The organism is Nonomuraea maheshkhaliensis, from assembly GCF_039529435.1.
In the GTDB taxonomy this organism is placed as follows: Bacteria; Actinomycetota; Actinomycetes; order Streptosporangiales; family Streptosporangiaceae; genus Nonomuraea; species Nonomuraea maheshkhaliensis.
In genome coordinates this window covers 28,218-49,338 of record NZ_BAAAMU010000075.1, presented here as the reverse complement: position 1 = coordinate 49,338, position 21,121 = coordinate 28,218, and the positions used below count along the sequence as shown (strand labels likewise).

The 21,121-nt window shown below is 70.0% G+C and carries 20 protein-coding genes; 12 read left to right on the top strand and 8 right to left on the bottom strand.

The features are described from left to right. Positions 1–1,562: DEAD/DEAH box helicase (locus ABFX54_RS37195; RefSeq protein ID WP_346111430.1), on the bottom strand; the 1,562-nt coding region annotated here is incomplete at its 3' end. A gap of 353 nt (positions 1,563–1,915) precedes the next feature. On the opposite strand from ABFX54_RS37195, the gene ABFX54_RS37190 reads away from it, so the two are divergent. Further along, entirely contained in the window at positions 1,916–2,560 is a 645-nt protein-coding gene (locus tag ABFX54_RS37190) for a ferritin-like fold-containing protein (protein WP_346111429.1), read from the top strand. Between the two features lie 756 nt (positions 2,561–3,316). Here the strand turns inward: ABFX54_RS37190 and ABFX54_RS37185 are convergent. The 5 genes from ABFX54_RS37185 to ligD (ABFX54_RS37165) all read right to left on the bottom strand — a co-directional run bounded on the left by ABFX54_RS37185 (position 3,317) and on the right by ligD (ABFX54_RS37165) (position 6,403). Beyond that, the gene (locus ABFX54_RS37185; protein WP_346111427.1) at positions 3,317–3,550 is read right to left on the bottom strand and encodes a DUF3107 domain-containing protein; all 234 of its coding nucleotides are present in this window, start codon (positions 3,548–3,550) and stop codon (positions 3,317–3,319) included. A 91-nt stretch (positions 3,551–3,641) separates the two neighbouring features. Continuing rightward, the gene (locus tag ABFX54_RS37180; protein WP_346111426.1) at positions 3,642–4,262 is read right to left on the bottom strand and encodes a TetR/AcrR family transcriptional regulator; all 621 of its coding nucleotides are present in this window, start codon (positions 4,260–4,262) and stop codon (positions 3,642–3,644) included. 118 nt (positions 4,263–4,380) lie between these two features. Then, positions 4,381–4,611, bottom strand: coding sequence for a hypothetical protein (locus tag ABFX54_RS37175; RefSeq protein WP_346111425.1), 231 nt, complete (start codon positions 4,609–4,611; stop codon positions 4,381–4,383). Between the two features lie 41 nt (positions 4,612–4,652). Further along, on the bottom strand, positions 4,653–5,525 hold the full coding sequence (gene ligD / locus ABFX54_RS37170; RefSeq protein WP_346111424.1) for a non-homologous end-joining DNA ligase: 873 nt from the start codon (positions 5,523–5,525) through the stop codon (positions 4,653–4,655). Further along, complete coding sequence (ligD, locus tag ABFX54_RS37165; protein ID WP_346111423.1) at positions 5,522–6,403, bottom strand: non-homologous end-joining DNA ligase; 882 nt, start codon at positions 6,401–6,403, stop codon at positions 5,522–5,524. Before ligD (ABFX54_RS37165) ends, ligD (ABFX54_RS37170) begins: the two co-directional genes overlap by 4 nt. A gap of 80 nt (positions 6,404–6,483) precedes the next feature. Here ligD (ABFX54_RS37165) and ku point away from each other — a divergent pair, with 80 nt between their 5' ends. Both ku and ABFX54_RS37155 read left to right on the top strand, forming a co-directional pair. Further along, positions 6,484–7,353, top strand: a complete 870-nt coding sequence (gene ku, locus ABFX54_RS37160) for a non-homologous end joining protein Ku (RefSeq protein ID WP_346111422.1) — start codon at positions 6,484–6,486, stop codon at positions 7,351–7,353. Positions 7,354–7,881: 528 nt separating this feature from the next. Beyond that, positions 7,882–8,199, top strand: coding sequence for a hypothetical protein (locus ABFX54_RS37155; protein ID WP_346111421.1), 318 nt, complete (start codon positions 7,882–7,884; stop codon positions 8,197–8,199). Between the two features lie 879 nt (positions 8,200–9,078). On the opposite strand, the gene ABFX54_RS37150 is transcribed toward ABFX54_RS37155, so the two are convergent. After that, entirely contained in the window at positions 9,079–9,375 is a 297-nt protein-coding gene (locus ABFX54_RS37150; RefSeq protein ID WP_346111420.1) for a hypothetical protein, read from the bottom strand. A 429-nt stretch (positions 9,376–9,804) separates the two neighbouring features. After that, the gene (locus ABFX54_RS37145; protein ID WP_346111419.1) at positions 9,805–10,161 is read right to left on the bottom strand and encodes a hypothetical protein; all 357 of its coding nucleotides are present in this window, start codon (positions 10,159–10,161) and stop codon (positions 9,805–9,807) included. 976 nt (positions 10,162–11,137) lie between these two features. Between ABFX54_RS37145 and ABFX54_RS37140 the strand changes: the two genes are divergently transcribed. The 9 genes from ABFX54_RS37140 (at position 11,138) to ABFX54_RS37100 (ending at position 21,098) form a co-directional block, all read left to right on the top strand. After that, positions 11,138–12,037: an alpha/beta fold hydrolase gene (locus tag ABFX54_RS37140; protein ID WP_346111418.1), complete on the top strand. Its 900-nt coding sequence runs from the start codon at positions 11,138–11,140 to the stop codon at positions 12,035–12,037. 43 nt (positions 12,038–12,080) lie between these two features. After that, entirely contained in the window at positions 12,081–13,262 is a 1,182-nt protein-coding gene (gene moeZ, locus ABFX54_RS37135) for an adenylyltransferase/sulfurtransferase MoeZ (protein WP_346111417.1), read from the top strand. A gap of 46 nt (positions 13,263–13,308) precedes the next feature. After that, positions 13,309–14,031 (top strand): hypothetical protein, encoded by a 723-nt coding sequence (locus ABFX54_RS37130; RefSeq protein ID WP_346111416.1) that lies wholly within the window; start codon positions 13,309–13,311, stop codon positions 14,029–14,031. Then, entirely contained in the window at positions 14,025–15,269 is a 1,245-nt protein-coding gene (locus tag ABFX54_RS37125; RefSeq protein ID WP_346111415.1) for a S8 family serine peptidase, read from the top strand. Before ABFX54_RS37130 ends, ABFX54_RS37125 begins: the two co-directional genes overlap by 7 nt. A 56-nt stretch (positions 15,270–15,325) precedes the next feature. Continuing rightward, positions 15,326–16,228 (top strand): hypothetical protein, encoded by a 903-nt coding sequence (locus ABFX54_RS37120; protein ID WP_346111414.1) that lies wholly within the window; start codon positions 15,326–15,328, stop codon positions 16,226–16,228. After that, on the top strand, positions 16,222–17,370 hold the full coding sequence (locus tag ABFX54_RS37115) for a S8 family serine peptidase (RefSeq protein ID WP_346111413.1): 1,149 nt from the start codon (positions 16,222–16,224) through the stop codon (positions 17,368–17,370). Before ABFX54_RS37120 ends, ABFX54_RS37115 begins: the two co-directional genes overlap by 7 nt. A gap of 110 nt (positions 17,371–17,480) precedes the next feature. Beyond that, a complete protein-coding gene (locus tag ABFX54_RS37110) occupies positions 17,481–17,840 on the top strand; it encodes a hypothetical protein (RefSeq protein WP_346111412.1) in 360 nt (119 codons plus the stop codon). Continuing rightward, positions 17,828–18,142, top strand: a complete 315-nt coding sequence (locus ABFX54_RS37105) for an MGMT family protein (RefSeq protein WP_346111410.1) — start codon at positions 17,828–17,830, stop codon at positions 18,140–18,142. The genes ABFX54_RS37110 and ABFX54_RS37105 overlap by 13 nt, the downstream gene beginning before the upstream one ends. 208 nt (positions 18,143–18,350) lie before the next feature. Then, positions 18,351–21,098 carry a CDP-glycerol glycerophosphotransferase family protein gene (locus ABFX54_RS37100; protein ID WP_346111409.1) on the top strand — a complete coding sequence of 916 codons (2,748 nt, stop codon included), beginning with the start codon at positions 18,351–18,353 and terminating at the stop codon, positions 21,096–21,098. Positions 21,099–21,121: the final 23 nt, after the last annotated feature.

Sequence of the window (21,121 nt, the reverse complement as noted above, 5' to 3'; positions counted from 1 at the left end):
GCCTCCGCGACCTCGTCGGCGGGAACGTCAGAAACCGTCCTGCGGGTACGGGTGCGCCTGGCGGGCGCCTCCGTGACCTCGTCGGCGTCGGTCGGCTGCGCGCGGGTGTCCGCGACCGGAGACTCGGGAGCCTCGGCGAGCGCCTGCTCGATGGCCGAGGACGCGGCGCCCCTGCGGGTGCGGGTGCGCTTCGGCTCGGCCGCGGCCTGGACCTCGTCCGCCGTGAAGATCGCCGGAGTCTCGTCCGTCTTGGCATTCACAGGTTCGACCTCCGGCCTCTCGACGGGTGCGTTCTCCGCCAGCTCCCGTCCGCCGCGGGTGCGGCGGGGCTGGCGCGGCGTGCGGGCAGGGCGCTCCTCGCGCTCTTCCCGGCGGCGTCCGCCACGGGTGCGGATCCGGCCGGTCTCACCGAGGTCCTCGATGCGCTCCGCGGACAGACCGGCGCGTGATCGGCTGGCGTGCGGCAGGACGCCCTTGGTGCCCTTGGGGATGTTCAGCTCGGAATAGACGTGCGGCGAGGTGGAGTAGGTCTCCTCGGGCTCGGCGAACTCCAGGCCGAGCATCTGGTTGATCATCTTCCAGCGGGTCAGCTCCTCCCACTCCACGAACGTGACCGAGATGCCCGTGCGCCCGGCCCGGCCGGTGCGGCCGATGCGGTGCACGTAGGTCTTGTCGTCGGTGGGGCAGTCGTAGTTGACCACGTGGGTGACGTCGTCGATGTCGATGCCGCGGGCCGCCACGTCGGTGGCCACGAGCACGTCGATCTTGCCGTTGCGGAACGCCCGCAGGGCCTGCTCGCGCTGGCCCTGGCCGAGGTCGCCGTGGACGGCCGCGACCGCGAAGCCGCGCGTGTCGAGCTGCTCGGCGACCATGTCGCAGGCCCGCTTGGTCTCACAGAAGACCATGGTGAGCCCGCGGCCCTCGGCCTGCAGCAGCCGCGCGACGATCTCGATCTTGTCCATCCGGTGGGCGCGCCACACGATCTGGCGCACCTGCGGGGTGGCCTCGCCCTCGCCGCTCTCCATCTCGGCGCGTACGTGCGTCGGACGGTTGAGGTATTTGCGCGACAGCGAGACGATCTCGCCCGGCATGGTCGCCGAGAACAGCATCGTCTGCCGCTGCGCCGGGATCAGCTTGAAGATCCGCTCGATGTCAGGAAGGAAGCCCAGGTCGAGCATGCGGTCGGCCTCGTCGAGCACGAGGGCGGTGACCTGACTCAGGTCGAGGTGCTTCTGCTTGACCAGGTCGAGCAGGCGGCCGGGGGTGCCGACGATCACGTCGACCCCGGCCTTGAGCGCCTCGATCTGCGGCTCGTACGCACGGCCGCCGTACACGGTCAGGACCCGGGAGCCGAGCTTGCCGGCCGCGGTCACGAGGTCCTCGCTGACCTGCACGGCCAGCTCGCGGGTCGGCACGATGACCAGCCCGCGGGGCTTCTTGCGGTTTTTGCGTGGCTTGCCGATGCTCTGGAGCATCGCGATGCCGAACGCGAGGGTCTTTCCCGTGCCTGTGCGGGCCTGGCCGATCAGGTCCTGGCCGCTCAGGGCGAGCGGGAGCGCCATCTCTTGGATGGGGAACGGTGTGACGATGCCCTCGGTCTCGAGGGCATCGGCGATCTCTGGTGTGACTCCGAGGTCTCGGAAAGTCGTCAGCGTGGCCTGCCTCAGTCTCAAATGAAGGCGGGCCTGCCGGGACCGACGGGCGGAAAACAGCCCCCGTGTCGTGGGTCCTCGCGGTAGAGCCAGCCCTCTCGCGTCATCGCGACCGCGCACCCGGGGAATCGGGGGTTATTATCGGGGGATTCCCCCGAATTAACACAGTGCGGTCGCACTTTCACAGAGCAGTGTACTCGATACCACAACGCTGGCCGAGCTTGCGTATGTTCCCGTAGATTCACCGAAGTACGCTGCCTTCCATGAACGAGTCTCCTGGAGTCGTCGATCTGCTCGGCGTGCTGGCCTATGCGGAGCTCAGTGCCTACGAGCGGATGACCGAGGACGCCGCCACCCTGGCGCCCTCGCTGGCCGACCGGGCCGCGCTGAGCGAGCTGGCCGTGACCGAGTACGCCCACTTCCGCCTCCTGCGCGACCGGCTGGGCGAGCTCGGCGCCGATCCCGACGCGGCGATGGCGCCGTTCGTGGCCGCGCTGGACGCCTGGCACGCGCAGACGAGGCCGGCCGACTGGCTGCAGGCGCTGGTCAAGACGTACGTGGGAGACGGCATCGCGCTCGACTTCTACCGGGAGGCGGCCAGGCACCTCGACCCCTCGATCGCCAAGCTGGTGGACGAGGTGCTGGTGGACGAGGAGCGCTCGCAGTTCGCGGTCGAGCGGGTCAGGGCGGGCATCGAGGCCGAGCCGACGGCGGCCGGGCGGCTGGCGCTGTGGGCGCGCCGGCTCGTCGGGGAGGCGCTCAGCCAGGGGCAGCAGGTGGCCTCCGCGCGGCCGGAGCTGGCCATGCTGCTGATGGAGTCGCTGGGGGAGGGACAGACCGACCTTTCCCGGCTTTTCGCAAGGCTGACCGAGGCCCACAACAAACGCATGACCGCCATGGGCCTCTGATTCTTTCCCCCCGCCGGTCGGGGGAGGTCGCAGTGCTCGCTGTACCGGCTCGCGGGTCGCGTGGGTGCCTGAACGCGCTCGCGGTGATGGTCGCCCGGGCGGCTGTGCGCGGTCGCGGTGACGGTCACACTGGCCGGGTCGGGCTGGCCCGGGCTGCGGCTGTCGGGTGAGGGTCGTGTGGCTGTTGCGTGGGTTGTCCTGCGAGGATTGTGCGGCTGTTGTGTGGTTTGTTCTGCGGCGGGTCTGGTCATCGGGCGGCGCGAGGGCACGAAACGGCTGTAGCGTGCAGACATGAGGGCCTCGCGCCGCTACGGCAGTTCCTTGACCAGATGTGGGCCGAATCGCTGGACCTCGCGCGCGGTGTTGCGGAGGGGGAGCGCGGGATGCCCGGCGACCGAATCGGGACGGGCGTGCGTCCCCCGGCGCCGATGGCCCCGCGCCTGCGAACTCGCCCGACCCGTCACCCACCACTGACCCACCCCGCCACGCCACCCGCCCACGGCAACGCCGCGCGGCCGGCTCATCTACGGCCCGGCTCACCTACGGCCCCCCGGCTGACGTGCGGCCGCGCTCACGTGCGGCCTGGCTCGCCCATGGCGAAGCCGATGCGGCCCGGTTGTCCGCTCACCGTGGCAGGTCCGGCCGTCTCAAGGGCGGAGGCTGACCTCGGGCCGGCGTACGTTGAGGACGCGCCGGAACTGGCATGGCACGGACGCAGGGGTACGGCGGTCGGGCCGCACCCCTGCCGACAAGTCGTTAAAGCGTGCCGCCGAAGCCGACCGGACGGGCTTCGTCCTCGCCGATCTCGATGAACCCCAGCGAGGCCACCGGCACCAGCACTCGCCTGCCCTTCACGTCGGTGATCGAGAAGACGCCGCCGCGATCGACGGCCAGCGCGTTTCTGATCTCCTCCTCGACCTGCTCGGCGGTGAGGTCGGTCTCGACAACGAGTTCGCGGTGTACGGACCGTACGCCGATCTTGACTTCCATTGGTGGCTCCCTAGTCGACAGGCTGGCTCACTCTCCCATCGTGACCGCTCAGGCCGGTGAAAAGGGTGAATGATCGCGGCCAGCGAACGGGTTATGCCGTACGCGGAAAACCGCTGATGCCGCGCCAGGCCAGCCGGGCCATGAGCTGCTCGGCCGCGTCCTTCGGAATCGAGCCCTGGGTGGTGACCCAGTAGCGGGCGCTCACCTCGGCCATGCCGACCAGCCCGACCCCGAGCAGGTGCGCCTCGTCGCTGGTGCAGCCGGTGTCCTCCTGGATGAGCTCGCTGACCATCTCCGCGCACTGGCTGAGCGAGCGCTCGACCCGCTGGCGTACGGGCGCGACGTTGCGCAGGTCGGACTCGAAGACCAGGCGGAACGCCTCACCCTGGCTGGAGACGAAGTCGAAGAACGCGCTGAACGTGGCCTGCACGCGCAGTTTGTTCTCCTGCGTGGAGGCCAGCGCCTCCCTGCACCGGTTGACCATGTCCTCGACGTGCAGGTCGAGCAGCGCCAGATAGAGCTCCAGCTTGCCGGGGAAGTGCTGGTAGAGCACCGGCTTGCTGACCCCGGCCCGATCGGCGATCTCGTCCATGGCGGCCGCGTGATAGCCGTTCTCCACGAACACTTCCTGCGCAGCGCTCAGGAGTTGCCGGCGGCGGGCCAGACGGGGCAGCCGGGTGCCCCGGGGTTTGGCATCCGGGGTTGCGGTCACGCGGGTCTCCATTGCTCTCAGCGGACTGTGCGGACATCCTACGTGCGCGTCGGCCACGGCCCGGTGACAACGCTCATCGCCGGTCGTCCGTCGCGCACATCGCCGGCATCAGCCCAGCTCAGCGGTAGTCGTCGTCGTCGAGATCCACCTCGCGGTCCTGGTCGGCCGCGTCGGCGGGATCGACGTCGAGCGGCAGCTCACGGCGCAGCCTGCCGGTCTGTGCGCCCAGCTCGCGCTGCTGCTCGGCGGCGTCCGCCTCGGGCGTCTCGATGGACAGTTCCCCCTCGTCGATCGGCACTTCTGCCTCTTCCTCCTCGATGTAGGCCCGCTCATCCCCGCGAATGTCCATCTCCGACATCTCGGTCCCCTCTCGGTGTGGACGCACCCAGCCTACGCCCGGCGGAAAAGGTCGCCGCGCTTCTCCACTCTGGCGAGTACGTCGGGCGCGGTGAAATCCAGGTCATGGGGGTCTTCGCAGCTCTCCACCTCTTTCCACGTGAGCGGCGTCGACACCGTGGGCCGCTCCCTGGCCCGCAGGGAGTAGGGCGCGACGGTGGTCTTGGCCGGGTTGTTCTGGCTCCAGTCGATGAACACCTTCCCCGGGCGCAGTTTCCTGGTCATCACGCTGACGATCTCGCCGGGATGCTCCTTGGCCAGGAGCTGGGCCAGCCTCTTGGCGTACGCGGAGGGCTCCTCGCGGCGGTCCCAGTCCGCGTACAGCTGCATGCCCTTGTTGCCGCTGGTCTTGGGCACGGCCGTGAGACCCTCCTCCTTCAGCGTCTCGCGCAGCATGAGCGCCACGCGCGTGCACTCGACGATCGTCGCGGGCGGGCCGGGGTCGAGGTCGAAGACGAGCGTGTCGGGCGGCAGCGCCTGGCCGTCCTCGTCCACGCGCCACTGGGGGACGTGCAGTTCGAGTGCGGCGAGGTTGGCGTAATAGATGAGCGTGGGCAGATCGTCCACGATCGCGAAGTCGATGGTCTCGCGGTTCTTGGTGCTGCCGGGCACGGGCAGGTTCGCCCGCCTGACCCAGCCGGGGGTGTGGTCGGGGGCGTTCTTCTCGAAGAAGGACTGGCCGGTGACGCCGTTGGGGTAGCGCTTGACGGTCAGCGGCCGGCCTTGGAGGTGCGGCAGCAGGACAGGCGCGACGCGGCTGTAGTAGTCGATGATCTCGGCCTTGGTGAAGCCGTACTCGGGATAGAGGACCTTGTCCAGATTGCTCAGCGTCAGCTCGCGGCCGTCCACCTTGACCGGCACCTTCATGGCGTGACCTCCGCGGGGAGCTTGTCGGGGCGCAGACCGCGCCACACGGGGTGGCGCAGCCGCCGCTCGTCGGTCCACATCGTGTAGGCCACCTCCCCGACCAGATCTGGCCTAACCCACCGATTTCTCCACGGAACCTCGTTGCGGAACGGGCTGCGCGGGATCTCCAGGGGCCGCAGCATCCGGTACAGATCGTCGAGCACGGCGTCGGTGAACCCCGTGCCGACGTGCCCGACGTACGTCAGCCCGTCGTCCGTGAACACGCCCATGAGCAGCGACCCGATGCCTCCCGAGCGGCGCCCCTTGCCCGGCTTCCAGCCGCCGATCACGACCTCGCGGGTGGTCAGGTTCTTCACCTTGATCCACCACGGCGACCGGGTGCCCGCCCGGTAGGGCGAGTCGAGCCGTTTGGCGACCACGCCTTCGAGCCCCTGCTCGTACGTGGCGCTCAGCAGGTCGGAGTCACCGGGGAAGTAGGGGGCCGCGCCGATGTCCAGCTCGTCGAGCAGCGCGCGGCGGTCGCGGTAGGTGAGGTCGAAGAGCGGCATCCCATCGAGATAGAGCAGGTCGAACGGCATGTACGTGATCGGGTACAGCCGCAGCACGGCCGGCTCAGGGTCGGTCAGGTGCATACGGTGCTGGAGCCGGACGAAACTGGGCCGGCCTCGGGGGTCCAGCGCCACGAGCTCCCCGTCGATGACCACGTTCTTGATCCCGAAGCCGGATATTTCCGGATAACGACGGGTGTACTCCACCCCGTGCCTGCCCGTCAGCCGCACACCGCCGTCGAGGTGCAGCAGGGCCCGGATGCCGTCCCACTTGACCTCCAGACCGTACAGATCGCGGTCGGAGGGTAGCCCCCCAGGTACGGCCAGCATCGGTTCGATTGGGTATGGCATTGGTTGCCCCATGACGGGTATGTGCCCAAAGGTGAGCTAATGAGAGCTGAGGAGTGTCCATGCGCAGCATCTGGAAAGGTGCGATCTCCTTCGGACTGGTGACGATCCCGGTCAAGCTCTACTCCGCGACAGAACAGAAGGACGTCTCCTTCCACCAGGTGCACCGCGAGGACGGCGGCAGGATCCGCTACAAGCGCGTGTGCACGCTGGACGGCGAGGAGGTCCCGTACGCCGACATCGCGAAGGGCTACGAACTGGCCTCCGGCGAGATGGTCGTGCTCACCGACGAGGACTTCGAGGGCCTGCCCCTGAGCACGTCGCGCCGCATCGACGTGCTCCAGTTCGCCCCCGCCGAGCAGATCGACCCCATCTACTTCGCCAAGTCGTACTACCTGGAGCCCGACGCGCAGGGGGCGAAGCCGTACGTGCTGCTGCGCAACGCCCTGGAGAGCTCGGGCCAGGTCGCGGTGGTCAAGGTGGCGCTGCGCCAGCGCGAGTCGCTGGCGACGCTGCGGGTCAGGGACGGCGTGTTCGTCCTGGAGACCATGCTCTGGCCGGACGAGATCCGCACGCCCGACTTCGGCTTCCTGGAAGAGGACATCGAGGTACGCGCCCAGGAGCTCAAGATGGCCGAGTCCCTCATCACCACCATGGAGTCGGACTTCGACCCCAGTGAATACCACGACACCTACCGCGAGGCGCTGCAGCAGGTGATCGAGGCCAAGGTGGCGGGCAAGGAGGTCGTCCCGGCCCAGGAGGAAGAGGAGGCCGGGCCCGCGGTGGACCTCATGGCGGCGCTTCGGGCGAGCGTGGAGGCCGCCAAGCGCGAGCGCGAAGGGGCGCCGGCCAAGCCGAAGAAGGCGGCGGCCGGGAAGCCCAAGAGCGAGGAGAAGACTCCCGCCAAGCGCAAGACCCGCAAGTCCGCTTAGGAGCTTTCTCGAAGGGCCGGCTGTGCTGCCGGCTTGTCTCACTGGGCCCTGCTGTGGTGCGGGCCTGTTTCCATCCTTGTACGGCCGCGTAGGCCGCTTGTGTGTACGGCCGCGTCCCTACGGCTGTGCAGGCCGCCTTGGCGCCGTGTGACGGGTCGCTGAGCTGTGCCCGGAGGTCGATGCGACCCGGTGCGCCCCGGCCGGGGATCGGCGAGAGGACCGGCCGGAGACCGGCCTGGGAGGCCCGGGATCGGCCAGGGGCAAGCCGACCGCGATCACCCCGGCGGCGCTGCTGTGTCGATCACCAAATAGGACATATCAGGATAATTCGTGTTACTTCATTGTATAGCCCTTTAATGCAAGTAATAAGATTGTTAATGCAGAGCAAAATGGAGTCGTGCCTGTTTGCTAGGCAATCTGCCGGAAATGACAGCTTGTGGATGACTCTTCAGCGGGCGTCCAAGATTTGTTTCTGGTTATCCGGAAACGTCGAGAACGGGGCAATCGATCCTTTAGGGGGAATACGCAATGCCCAAGCTCAAGAGCGTACTAGCAGGCCTCGCCGTCAGCACCGCGCTGGCCGGCGGTGTGGTGAGCGCGGGAGCGGCCACAACCGCTGCGACCGCCGACGCCGCCACCCAGGTCAGCACCGGCACGTCCGTCCTCACCAACGGCTGCGGCGGTGGCTGGGCCTGGCGCCGCTGCGGCGGCTGGGGCTGGAACCGTGGCGGCTGGGGATGGCGCCGTGGCCACCACAAGTTCCGCGTCAGGGTTAAGATCCACAACCGCAACTACAACCGCAACGTCTTCCCGAGGCACGAGCGGCACGTGGACACCACTCGTTAATCGGTGGCCGTTCGGGAGTGGGGTCCGTAGTTTTATACGGAATGCTATTCCTTTCTCCTAGCGGTATTCAGGTGAGGACTCTCCGGTGTTTGCCGGGGGGTCCTCATCCTGTTATTCGCACACCCGCGAAAAGAGCGCTCGCCTTTGTGGGTGAGGGCGGCTCGGACGTGCCCGCGTACGTGCGCGGGGGAGCGTCCGCCCGGAAGAGGCGTCGGCACTTCATGGCGGCGAGGACGTCGCTGTGAGGGTGACGCACGTGCGCGGCACGGCGTGGCGGGGAGCCGCCCGGCGAGGTCGCGCGGAGGCGGGGTGGTCCGGCTCGCGACCCGGACCTCACGACGGCCGATCCCCGCACCGTGGGCCACCGTGGGACACCGTGGACCACCGTCGCGCACAGACTCCGCCCCTGTGTGGCGGACGGTGGGTCCGCATGTGCAGCGGACACCCGCCAGGTGCCTTTGGCCGCCGGGTGGACATCCGGCGGAGGGGAGGCGCCGAACGCTCGCATCGGCCGCGCGCGCCTTCGGTGTAGGGGGGACGGACGTGCTGGGGCGTTCGCATCGGCCGTGTAGGTCTTCGGTGGGAGGGGGAGGACGTGCTGAGTGCCCGTACGGGTCGGGCGGGGCCGGTGCTCGTCGGCGGAGCGTGGAGGGCGACGACGTGACGCGGGTTCAGGAGGTGCGGTGGGGGCGGACGTGGTGAGTGCCCGCATTCGGCGGGTGGACTTCCGGTCCTCGGTGTGGAGGGCCGGCGTCGTCTGCCGGTGAATGCGGGCACTCGGTGGTGTGCCTGAGCTCATCGCCCGGGTGGTTCATCACTCTGGGCGGACTCCTCGCCGGCGCGCCGGGCGCGCGGCGGGTTCAGGCCGTGCCAGGGGTGCTACCACCTGTGGTGATCAACACCGTTGTGGTTGTGGTTCCTGTTGATGATGACGATCCTGATGCGGCCCGGGCCGTGGTGGTGGCGACCCCAGCGCTTGCCGCGGTTCCACCCCCAGCCCCATCCGCCGCAGCGGCGCCAGCCGCAACCGTGTCCGGTCAGGACTGTCGTGCCGGCGCTGACCTGGGTGGCCGCGACGGCGCTCGCCGTGGTGGTGGCCGCTCCCGCGCTCACCACGCCTCCGGTCAGAGCGGTGCTGATGGCGAGTCCTGCGATGACACTCTTGAGCTTGGGCATTGCGCTTTCCCCCTAAAGGATCGATTGCCCCGTTCAGCCGCCGCAGAACTGTCCGCGTCAAAGCGAATGGTCCGTACAGCGACTCGGATGACGACTTGCATTTCATCCGTACGAGGCATATTTCCAGCAGAAAGCGCGACAAACCGGACTTACCGGGTTTTGCCCGACACGAGGCATTTCCGTGGGGCAATGAACAGCACGGCGCCCACGGCGAAAAGCCGGGACGGCGATTCCCGGCGGCAGTGACAATGGTTCGAAAATGACGCAGCGAGGGCTCCCCGGCTGTTGCCGAGGGAGCCCTCACCGAGTTGCCGTGGAGACGAGGAGAAATGAAAGCCTCAGGCCGAACCGCGCGAGAAAGCGGACCGCTCCCGAGAACCCGCACTAATGGCGGGCGCTCATCCCTGCGCCATCAACGCACGGACTTTGTTACCAGTTCTGCCCGTCACGGCGCTGGTGGTGGTGGTGCTCCTGGCCGTCGTTGATGTTGTGGTTGTCGTTGCGGATGACGATGCAGATGTTGCCGCTACGGTTGCGCCGGTGGCCGCCCCAGCCCCAGCCCCAGCCGCCGCCACCGTGGTGGCCCCTGTTGCAGCGCTGGTGGTGACGACCGTAGCGGTGGTGGTGACGGCCCCAGCCCCAGCCGTCCGACGCGAGGACGGACGTGCCGCTGGTGACCTGGGTGGCGGCGTTGGCCGCGGTCGTCGCCGCGCCCGCGCTGACCATGCCGCCGGTCAGCGCCGTGCTGAAGGCGAGGCCTGCGATAACACTCTTGAGCTTGGGCATTGCGTTTTCCCCCTAAAGGATCGGTTGCCCCGTTCTCGGCGTTTTCCGGATTGCCGGGAAACAGATCTTGGACGGCTGCTGAAGGCTCATCCACGGAATGTCATTTCCGGGTCGGTGGGCGGGCAAACAGTCACGACTCCATTTTGCTCTGCATTAACAATCTTATTGCTCGGATTAAAGATTTATCCACTGAAAAGAGCGGATATGTCCGAATCTTCCGCATTTGGCCCCGGCCAAGTATGGGCGGCAGCGGGACATCGTCCGGACGCCGAATGGCGCCGGACCCTTTTCGGCACCGATGATGCGCATGCGCGGGCCGCTCCTGGAAACAAAAGTCCGCGAGCGAACAATGACGCGACGCCGGCCATGACAAACGCACGAGCAGGCTTGGCCGTTTTCGCCACAATGGGGATGCGTGCCAAAAGCCGAGGTGCGTTGTCCGGCGCGAGCGGCGATCATCGTCAGGCGGGAACCGGCGATCGAGCCGTCCCGGGAGATGTCCGCCGCTGTGCGTGGATCCCGGCCATGACGCTCGCCGGCCCGTTCCGTCTGTTCACGATACGTGCCTCGCTCGTCACGCTAGGTATCGTCATGCTTTCCGGCGGGGATGGCCATAAACGGCTTACGCCAGCTTTTGCCACAGCCTTGGTGCGTCATGAGATCGCTTAGACATCTATCCAGCGAAAAATCCAGACACGCCCGGGTCAGCCCCCGGCCGGCGGCCATGGCAGGGGTTGGGCCCGGCGGGGTGCTCCCCGCCGCAGGGGGGGGGGCGGCCCGGGGCGCCCGGCCCAGCCTGGCCCGCCGGGCCGGTCGAGGGCGATCGTCGAGGGCGCAGGGGGGCGCCGCTCAGGACGGTGAGCCCTCCGCCGATCATGCGCGTACCCCTCCGTACGGAGTCCGGCCCCCACCAAGGGCCGATGGTTATCGTGGAAAGTCGGGATGAGGCGTTCGAAGGAAACGAGGAGGAGAGATCATGGCCGCGGAGCCGGTCCCACACTGGCCGGGACGCATGATCGGCTCGGTGCACGTCCGATCCACGCCGAAGGGCCCCGCCGAGCAGGCGGTGTTCGTGCACGGCCTGGCGGGGGCGGCGACCAACTGGACCGATCTGATGGACGAGCTCAAGGACACCGTCACCGGCCACGCCATCGACCTGCCGGGCGCGGGGTTCTCGCCCGTGCCGCCCGACGGTGACTACTCGGTCGCCGCCCACGCGGGCGCCGTGATCGGCCTGCTGGAGCACACGGGCCCGGCCCACCTGTTCGGCAACTCGCTCGGCGGCGCGATCGCGGTCAGGGTGGCCGCCTCCCGCCCCGACCTGGTCCGCTCGCTCACGCTCGTCTCGCCGGCCCTGCCCGATCTGCTCCCGAGGTACGGCCCCGTCCGCATCGCCGCGGCGGCGGTGCCCAGGCTGGGCGAGTGGGTGGCCGACAGGCTGCGCATGATCCCGGTCGAGCAGCGCATCACCGCGTCCATGTCCTTGGTGTGGGCCGACGCGGGCGCCGTGCACCCCGTACGCCTGCGCGACGCCATCGACGAGCAGCGCAGGCGTGACGACCTGCCGCACGCGGGCGAGGCCATGATCCGCTCCGCGCGGGGCATCGTCGCCGAGTACTTCCGCAGGGGCGAGGACACGCTGTGGCGCCAGGCGGAGAAGGTCAGGGCCCGCACCCTGATCATTCACGGCCGCCACGACCGCCTGGTCCGCCCGGCCATGGCGAGGAAGGCGTACCGTACGTTCCGGCAGGTCAGGCTGGTGCTGCTGCCGACGGCGGGGCACGTGGCGATGATGGAGACGCCGAAGGTGGTGGCGGCCGAGGCACGCCGTCTGATCAGTGAGACTCGATTGGGGAATGCCCCACTGCCCAGCTAGGTTTCACAGTTGAGATAAGACCCCTGAAACGGGAGCGTAGAACGTGTCGTTGCCACCGCTGGTCGAGCCGGCCGCAGAGCTGACCGTCGACGAAGTGCGCCGCTACTCGCGCCACCTGATCATTCCCGATGTGGGCATGGCGGGGCAGAAGCGGCTGAAGAACGCCAAGGTGCTGTGCGTGGGCGCCGGTGGCTTGGGCTCCCCCGCGCTGCTGTATCTCGCGGCGGCGGGTGTCGGCACCCTCGGCATCATCGACTTCGACGTGGTCGATGAGTCCAACCTGCAGCGCCAGGTCATCCACGGCCAGTCCGACGTGGGCCGGCCGAAGGCCGAGAGTGCCGCCGCCTCGATCCGCGAGATCAACCCGCTGGTCGACGTCGTGATCCACAACACGGCGCTGACGACCGAAAACGTCATGGAGATCTTCGCCGGCTACGACCTCATCGTCGACGGCACCGACAACTTCGCCACCCGCTACATGGTGAACGACGCCGCCGTGCTGCTCGGCAAGCCGTACGTCTGGGGCTCGATCTACCGCTTCGACGGCCAGGCCAGCGTCTTCTGGGCCGAGCACGGGCCCTGCTACCGCTGCCTCTACCCGGAGCCCCCGCCTCCCGGCATGGTGCCGTCGTGCGCCGAGGGCGGCGTGCTCGGCGTGCTGTGCGCGTCCATCGGCTCCATCCAGGTCAACGAGGCCATCAAGCTGCTGACCGGCATCGGCGACCCGCTGGTCGGCCGGCTGATGATCTATGACGCCCTGGAGATGAAGTACCGCGACGTCAAGGTCCGCAAGGACCCCGAGTGCGTGCTGTGCGGCAAGGACCCGTCGGTCACCCAGCTGCTCGACGACTACGAGGCCTTCTGCGGCGCGGTCTCCGACGAGGCCGCCGAGGCCGCCAGCGGCTCCACGATCACCGCGGCCGAGCTCAAGGGCATGATGGACCGCGGCGAGAACATCTACGTCGTCGACGTCCGCGAGCTCAACGAGTACGAGATCGTCTCCATCCCTGGCGCCACGCTGATCCCCAAGGGCGAGTTCCTCAACGGCTCGGCCCTGGAGAGGCTGCCCCAGGACAAGAAGATCGTGCTCCACTGCAAGTCGGGCGCGCGCTCGGCCGAGGCGCTCGCGGTCGTCAAGAACGCCGGCTTCTCCGACGCCGTCCACGTGGGCGGTGGCGTGCTGAGCTGGGTCAAGACCGTGGACCCGAGCCTGCCCAGCTACTGAGGGTTTCTGGGGATGTTCCCCCGACATCCGCTTTAAGGTCGAAGGTGTGAACTCCGCCCGCCCCTGGCCCACACTCGTGGTGGCCTCCGCGCTGACACTGTTCTGCGCGGTGACCGCCGGAGCGGCGGGCAGCGCGGCGGGCACGGAGCTCACCAGGGGGCCCAGCACGGCCGAGCTGCGCACGGCGGCCGCGCTGGAGGTGGCCGAGCGCTGGCGCACCTGGCCCACGGGCCGCATCTTCCCCGCGACGCTGCCCTACTCCGCCGAACAGGGCGGGCACGAGCGGGCCCACCGGGTCGGCATCTCGCCGCACGCGACGTGCGGGAAGGACGCCGTGGACGCCAAGGCGGTCGCGACGCTGCGGGCGGCGGGCTGCAAGGGCGTCCTGCGGGCCACGTACGTGGACGCGTTGCGCGGCGTGCTCGTCACGATCGGCGTGGTGGCGCTGCGCGACGAGCCTGGGGCCGTGCACGCCAGGTCGGCCTTCGCCGACAACGGCAAACCGGCGCCCGGGCTGCGTCCGCTGGCCTTCACCGGCACGGTCTCCGACCGGTTCACGCCGGCCGTGCGCCAGTCGGGGTCGGTCCGCCAGGCGGGCCCGTACCTGGTGCTGACCACGGCCGGCCAGGTCGACGGGCGCCCGGCCGACGCGGCCGGCGAGCCCCGTCCCGCGATCTTCGCCTTCGCCACCGACATCGCCGAGCGCGTGCTGAGTGCGCTGAGCACCCCGAAGATGCCCGACTGCGCCGCGAAGGAGTGGCGGTGCTGACCGGGGGCAGGGGGCGCGGCGTCGGCGCCGTGGTGGGGGTGTTGCTGCTCGCCGCCGCCCCCGCCGCGGCCGGAACCCTGCTCCACCCCGCCCACGCCGATGACGTGCGCGGCGGACAGCAGGCCGTCATCGAGACGCTGAAACTGCCGCAGGCGTGGCGGACCAGCAAGGGCGCGGGCGTGCTGGTGGCGGTGCTCGACTCCGGCGTCGATCCGGGCCATCGCGACCTGGCCGGCTCGGTCCGCGTGGGCAAAGATTTCACCGAGGGCGCAAACCCGCCCGGCACCACGCCCAGCAGGCTGCACGGCACCTACATGGCCTCCCTGATCGCCGGGCACGGCCACGGACCCCAGGGAAAACGGGGGATCATCGGCGTCGCGCCCGAAGCGGACGTACTGTCGGTAAGGGTCATCCTCGAAGACGAGGAGCCGGGCTTCCGGGAGTTCAACTCGGCCGAGCGCTTCGAGAACGTGGTGGCCAAGGGCATCCGCTACGCGGTGGACGAGGGGGCAGACGTCATCAACATGTCGATCTCCAAGGAGCTGGCGACCAGGGAGGAGCGCGCGGCCATCCGCTACGCCATCTCCAAGGGCGTCGTGCTCGTCGCCGCCGCGGGCAACCGGGGCGACAGGAAGGTCGAAGGCGACTTCGCCCCCTACTCCTACCCGGCGGCCTTCCCCGGCGTCGTCTCCGTCGGCGCGACCGACGGAGAGCTGCGGCGGGCCACGTTCTCCAACTGGAACTCCTCGGTGCTGGTGGCCGCGCCCGGTGTGGACATCATGGGCGCGGGCCCGGGCGACGAATACTGGGTCGGCCGGGGCACCTCGCAGGCCAGCGCGCTGGTGTCGGGCGTGGCCGCGCTGATCAAGGCGCGCCATCCGCGCATGTCGCCGCCCCTGGTGGCGCGGGCCATGGCCGACAGCGCCACCGACCGGCCTCCAGGCGGCTACGACACCGCGACCGGCTTCGGCGTGGTCAACGCCGCCAAGGCCCTGGCCGAGGCGGCCCGGCTGGCCGGGCACACCGAGACCGCCGCGGGCGCCCAGGCCCAGGACCCGGCCCGGCCGCTGGCCGGCGGGCAGGCGGGGCCGGTCAAGGTCATCTTCAGGGACGAACGCCGCGTCACGGTCTACGCGGCGGTCGCCGCCACGGCCGGCGCCGGCGCGCTCGCGTCCCTGGCCGTCATATTCATCCTGGTCAGGCGGGTACGCCGGGCCTCCATGGCGCAGGACGCATGATCCGCCCACCAAGGGGGACGAAATAGACACGAAGCGAATGCGGGAACGAGGCGGTGGTGAAGGGACGTAGGTCGGTCACAGGGCTCCCGCGTGCCGAGGGAGAGGCCACGCAGGGGCGCAGGAACCCGCTCGGCGCCACCACCGGCCGGCGATCACGCGTGCGCTCATGGCCGGCGGCGGGCTCGCGCCGGCGTACGGAGGCCAAGGAGCGGGCCGAGCTGGCCCTCCTCCAGCAGGGCATTCGCAATCGCCGGGTCTTCGTGACGCTGCTCGGCGTCATCATCGCCGTGTCGGCGGTCGTCGTGCTGCTCGGCACGGTCGGCATGGTCGCCGAGACGCGCTCGCGTCCGCTGACGCCCGCCGAGCAGAACCAGTACAAGCAGGAGGAGATCGCCCGCCGCTGGCAGGCGTGGCCCGCCAGTGGGGTCTTCCCCGAAGAGGTGCGATACCTCGGGCTCGACCGCGCCCAGCAGTACGCCAGAAGGGTCGGCATCGCCCCCGAGACCGAGTGCGCCAAGGGCGTGGACGCCTCCGTGGCCGGTGTGCTGCAGAACCACGGCTGCCTCACCATGCTGCGGGCCACCTACATCGACCAGACGGCCTCCTTCGTCATCACGGTCGGCGTGGCCGTGCTGAAGGACGAGGCGTCCAGGATCTCGGCGGTCGAGGAGCTCACCCAGGACGACCGCGTCGGCGTGCTGCCCGTCGCCTTCCCCGGCACAGTGAGCGAGCGCTTCGGGCCCGACCAGCGCCAGCGCACCGGATGGGTGGGCGCCGGCCCCTACCTCGTGTTCTCGACGGCGGGTTACGCCGACGGGCGCACCAGGGCCGCGATCCCGCCCGAGGAGATCCTGCACAGCGAGTTGTGGCCGGCCGCCAAGTCGATCGGCAACCAGATCGCCTACTTCCTGGCGGACCCGCCCAAGGTGCCGCCCTGCACCCAGGGGAACGTGTGCTGACCGCCGTACGCGTCGTCACCGCCGCGCTGCTCGCCTTCTCCGCACCCGCCGCCGATCCCGTCAGGGAGCAGCAGCAGTGGGTGCTCGACGCGCTCAACATCGAGCAGGCGTGGCAGGTCACCAAGGGGGAGAACATCACCGTCGCCGTCGTCGACAGCGCCGTCGACGGCGAGATCAAGGAGCTGAAGGGCCGCGTCACCGCCGGCCCCGACATGACCTCGGGCTCGATCACCCGCGAGCTGCCGCCCGGCCGGCACGGCACCGCCATGGCCGCCCTGATCGCGGGCTCGGGCAAGGACGACGGGCTCATCGGCACCGCGCCGGCGGCCCACATCCTGTCGCTGCCCATGGTCATCGATGACGAGCCCGCGCTCATCCCGCCGCTGGAGAGCGAGGCGTCGGCGGAGAGCCCGCTGGCCCGCGCGCTCCGCTACGCCGCCAACCACGGCGCCCAGGTGGTCAGCATGTCGATCGGCTCGTACGGCCCGCTCAGGTCGGAGCGCGAGGCGGTCTCGTACGCGCTCAGCAAGGGCGTCGTGCTGGTCGCGGCCGTGGGCAACGACGGCCTGACCCAATACGCCAAGGACAAGGGCACCTCCTACTGGAGCTTCCCGGCCGGCTACCCCGGCGTCATCGGCGTGGCCGCCACCGACAAGCAGGGCCGGCGGGCCACGTTCAGCAGCGACAACCTGTCCGTGCTGGTCTCCGCGCCCGGCGTGCAGGTGCCGGTGGTCAAGCGCAAGAAGGGCTACGAGCTGTCCGAGGGCACCAGTTCGGCCGCCGCGCTGGTGGCAGGGGTGGCCGCGCTGATCAAGTCGCGTCATCCGACGTTGCCGCCCGAGCAGGTCGCGCAGGCCCTGGCGGCGAGCGCCAGGGGCCGGCCGGCGGCCGGCTACGACGACAAGACCGGGTTCGGCGTGGTGGACGCCGCCGCCGCGCTGAACGCCGCCGAGCGGCTCACGGGCGCCCAGCGCAGCATCACGCCCGGGATGGAGCACTTCGGTCAGGGCGAGGACTCTCCGGTGCCCACCAGGCCCGGCCCCGACCCCGTGCGGCTGTGGCTGTACGGGGGCGGCCTGCTCGTGGCGCTGGTCACGTTCTGCGGCGCGATCGTCGTGCTCAACCAGCGTAAGGAGCAGTGACGGGCCCGATGACAGGCGTCGACCAGGCGCGACGATATGCTCGACCAGGCATAACGGCATGAGGTGAACAGGTTTCTCGTTGGTGGGAAGATCCGCTATGGTCGCGCGTCATGGGATACGAGCTGCGGGTGGTGCGCGAGTCGCCACTCGCCTTCGCGGAGCTCGCGAAGGCCATCGCGCCGGCCGGTTTCGAGCTGCGCGGATCTGAGGAGATCGTGGCCGGGCACGGGGGTGGCACGCACGCCGTCGCCCGCTGGCACGGCCAACTGGTCGGTGAGCCCGGCTCCGACTGGCAGGTGGCCCAGCTCCTGAGGCTGGCGACCGCGCTCGGCGCCCGGCTCATGGGCGAGGACGGCGAGGTCTACGCGCTGCGCGACGGCGTCATCGAGGTCTCGACGGGCGGCAGCGTGGTGGAGATCGGCAAGTTCGAGGAGATCATCGACGCGGGCCCGTCCGCATGGAGCCCGTGAACCCCTTCGCCGAGCGCGTGCTCGACGTGGTCGAGCGGATTCCGCCCGGCAAGGTCATGGCGTACGGCGACATCGCCGAATATCTCGGCGAGGGCGGCCCCCGTCAGGTGGGCAAGGTCATGTCCACGTGGGGCGGCGGCGTGCCGTGGTGGCGCGTCGTCCACGCCGACGGCACCGCCGCGGCCCCTGACCACCTGCGACGCTGTCTGGACCACTGGCGCGAAGAGGGCACTCCGCTGCGCGGCGAGCGGGTGGACATGCGCTTGGCGCGCTGGGACGGGCGTTCAGCCGATTTTCAGTAACCCAGTTGACCAGCACTTTCTCCAATACGGCGATTCTGTGACATGTGACTCCCATTACCATGGGCAAAACACTGATGGCGGCCCGAAAGGCGGTGCCACCCCTATGGCCACCGGCGTCACAGCCCAAAGCCAGGGCGGCGATTCGCTCGCCGACCGCCTGAAGGCTGTCCAGGATCTCTGTGATCGTGGCGAGCCTTTTGAAGCGGTCATGCGAGCCGTCGGCCCAGGCGGCCGCGACGCGGCATTCGACACCGAGGTGCTCAGCAACCACCTCGGCGCGCGCATCGAGCTGGCGGTCAAACGCGGCCCCGCGCGACGGCGCGAGATGCTCGACCTCATCCGCCCGTACCTCGCGGGCGTGGACGCCGGCGTCAAGCGCGACCTGCCGGTCGCGCGCCGCGTCCTGTGCCACCTGATCGAGACCCGCCCCGACGAGGAACTCGTCGACGGCGAGACGCTCACCAAGGTGGTGACGGCGGCGGCAGAGCCGTCCAAGCGCATCCGCAAGGGCCTGCGCTGGTACGCCGACCTGCCCTTCCGCGACGAACTGCCGCCCGACCTCTACCGCCTGCGGCGCGCCGACCTGGTGCCCGTCACCCACATCGACGACATCGTCTGGGTCGACGGCAAGCTGCGCGTGACCGGCTTCGCCTACCTGGCGGGGCTCTCGGTCCGCAGCCGCAGGTTCAACCGGGCGACCGTGGTGTTGCGCGGGCCGCGCTGGTTGCCGCCCATCCGGATGCGCACCCGCCGGGTGCTGGCCCCCGAGGCCACCCACGGGGCGCGCGAGCCGGGCTGCAACTACGACTGGTCCGGCTTCAACGCCGAGGTGAGCATGTGGCCGCTGCGCTGGCGCGGCGCCGTGCGCGGCGTGGTCTCGGGCGTGCGCCGCCGCATGCGGCACCGTCCGTCCGTGCCTGACGCCACGACGTGGCGGGCCGAGATCGTGTTCTGGAGCCGGGGCGCGCGGGCCACGGGCCTGCTGCGCGGCTCCTCGATCGGCCGTCCCGAGCGGCCCGCCGGGCTCAAGCTGAAGCCCGGCTGGTGGGTCAGGCCGGTCTGGACCTCCGACCGGGCGCTGCAGGTCGTGCTCCAGCCCAACAGGGCCGAGCTGACCGGCGTGACGCTCGACGGCGAGCATCTCGAACTGAAGATCTCCCTGCCCGGCCGTCAGGTCACCAAGGGCCACGCCAGGCTGGGCGGCCACCGCATCGCCGCCGACTTCACCCCGTCGGGCGACGGCACCGAGGTCAAGGTCGGGCTGGCCGTGCCCGCGCTGCTGCAGGAGAAGGACGGGCGGCGGCTCTGGGTCGAGCCCAAGGGCGACCCGGCGGCCTCCGTCATGCTGGCCGACCTGGTGGAGACCCGCACGCCGGTGGGCGACCGCGAGATCACCGTGCTCGGCGACCGCCGTGACCGGGTCGTGGTCTCCGCCCACCGCATCCGCCCGGTGATCACCTCGGCGACCTGGGAGGGCTCCGCGCTCGTGCTGCGCGGCGACTATCCCGACGCGCCCGGGCCCCGCACGCTCACGCTGCGGCACCGGTCGGGGCTGTCGTACTGGCTGCCCATGGAGCGCTCCGGCCAGGAGTTCACCGTGCGGGTGGAGCCGGCCTCGATGGACCGCTTCGGCGAGGCCGTCCCGCTCTTCTCCGGCACCTGGAACATGTCGCTGCGCCACCCGTCGGGCGAGATCGTCCCGCTGCGGATGGACCACGCGGCCCTGGGCGGCCTGGACGAGGAGCCGCGCACGCTCGGCGGTCACCTCTACCGGATGATCTCCACCCGCTTCGACGTCCCGGTGATCACCGTCGAGGAGGACCGTCCCGCGCAGGAGCGCGGCGTCGCGGGCACCCATGTCCTGCGCCGCGTCTTCTACCCGGCCCAGCGCACCGAGCCGCTGCGCGACGCCACCGTGTACGTGGTCAACGACGGCCGGCTCTACGCCGACAGCGTCCGCGCCATCTACGAGGAGCGCCTGCGCAGGGGCGACGACCGCGAGCACCTGTGGGTGGTCAAGGACGGCGCGTTCGTGCCGCCCGGCGGCGCGACCGTCATCCGCGCCGGCAGCCGCGAGCACCACGAGGCGCTGGCCAGGTCCCGCCACATCATCACCAACTCGTTCCTGCCCGTCTGGTTCCGCGCCCGCGAGGACCAGGTGGTGGTGCAGACCTGGCACGGCACCCCGGCCAAGCTCATCGGCGGCGACCAGTCCCACATGAAGCGCGACCCGAGGCCGCCGATCTGGCACCGCCAGGTGGCCGAGGTGCGCGGCTGGGACCTGCTGCTGTCGCAGTCGCCGTGGGCCACGCCGGTGCTGCGCAAGGCGTTCGGCTACAAGGGCGAGATCCTGGAGAGCGGCCTGCCCCGCAACGACGTGCTCAACTCGCCCGACAGGGACGCGCTGGCCGCGGCCGTGCGCGAGCGGCTGGGCCTGGCCGAGGGCAAGCGCGTGGTGCTGTACGCGCCGACGTGGCGCGACTACGACCGCAAGAACGCGATGGTCAAGCTCGACCTGGCCAAGGCCCGCGAGGCGCTGGGCGCCGACCACGAGATCCTGGTCCGCGCCCATCCGATGCAGGCCGCGCCCGCCGTACCCGACATCGCCCGCGACGTCACCACGTATCCGGATATCGCGGATCTGCTGCTGGTGGCCGACGTGCTCGTGACCGACTACTCCTCGGTCATGTTCGACTTCGCCGCCACCGGCAAGCCGATCGTGCTCTACGGCTACGACCTGGCGAAATACTCCGCCAAGCGCGGTCTCTACATCGACCTGCCCGAGCAGGCGCCGGGGCCGTTGCTCTCGACGTCGGCCGACGTGGTCGACGCGCTGCGCTCGATCGACGAGGTGGCGGCGGCCCACGCCGACCGCTACGACGCCTTCCGCGCCACGTTCGCGCCCCGCGACGACGGCAAGGCCACGGCCCGGGTGGTGGACCACCTCTTCTCCTGACGCCTGAACAGGCCCCGCCCGGC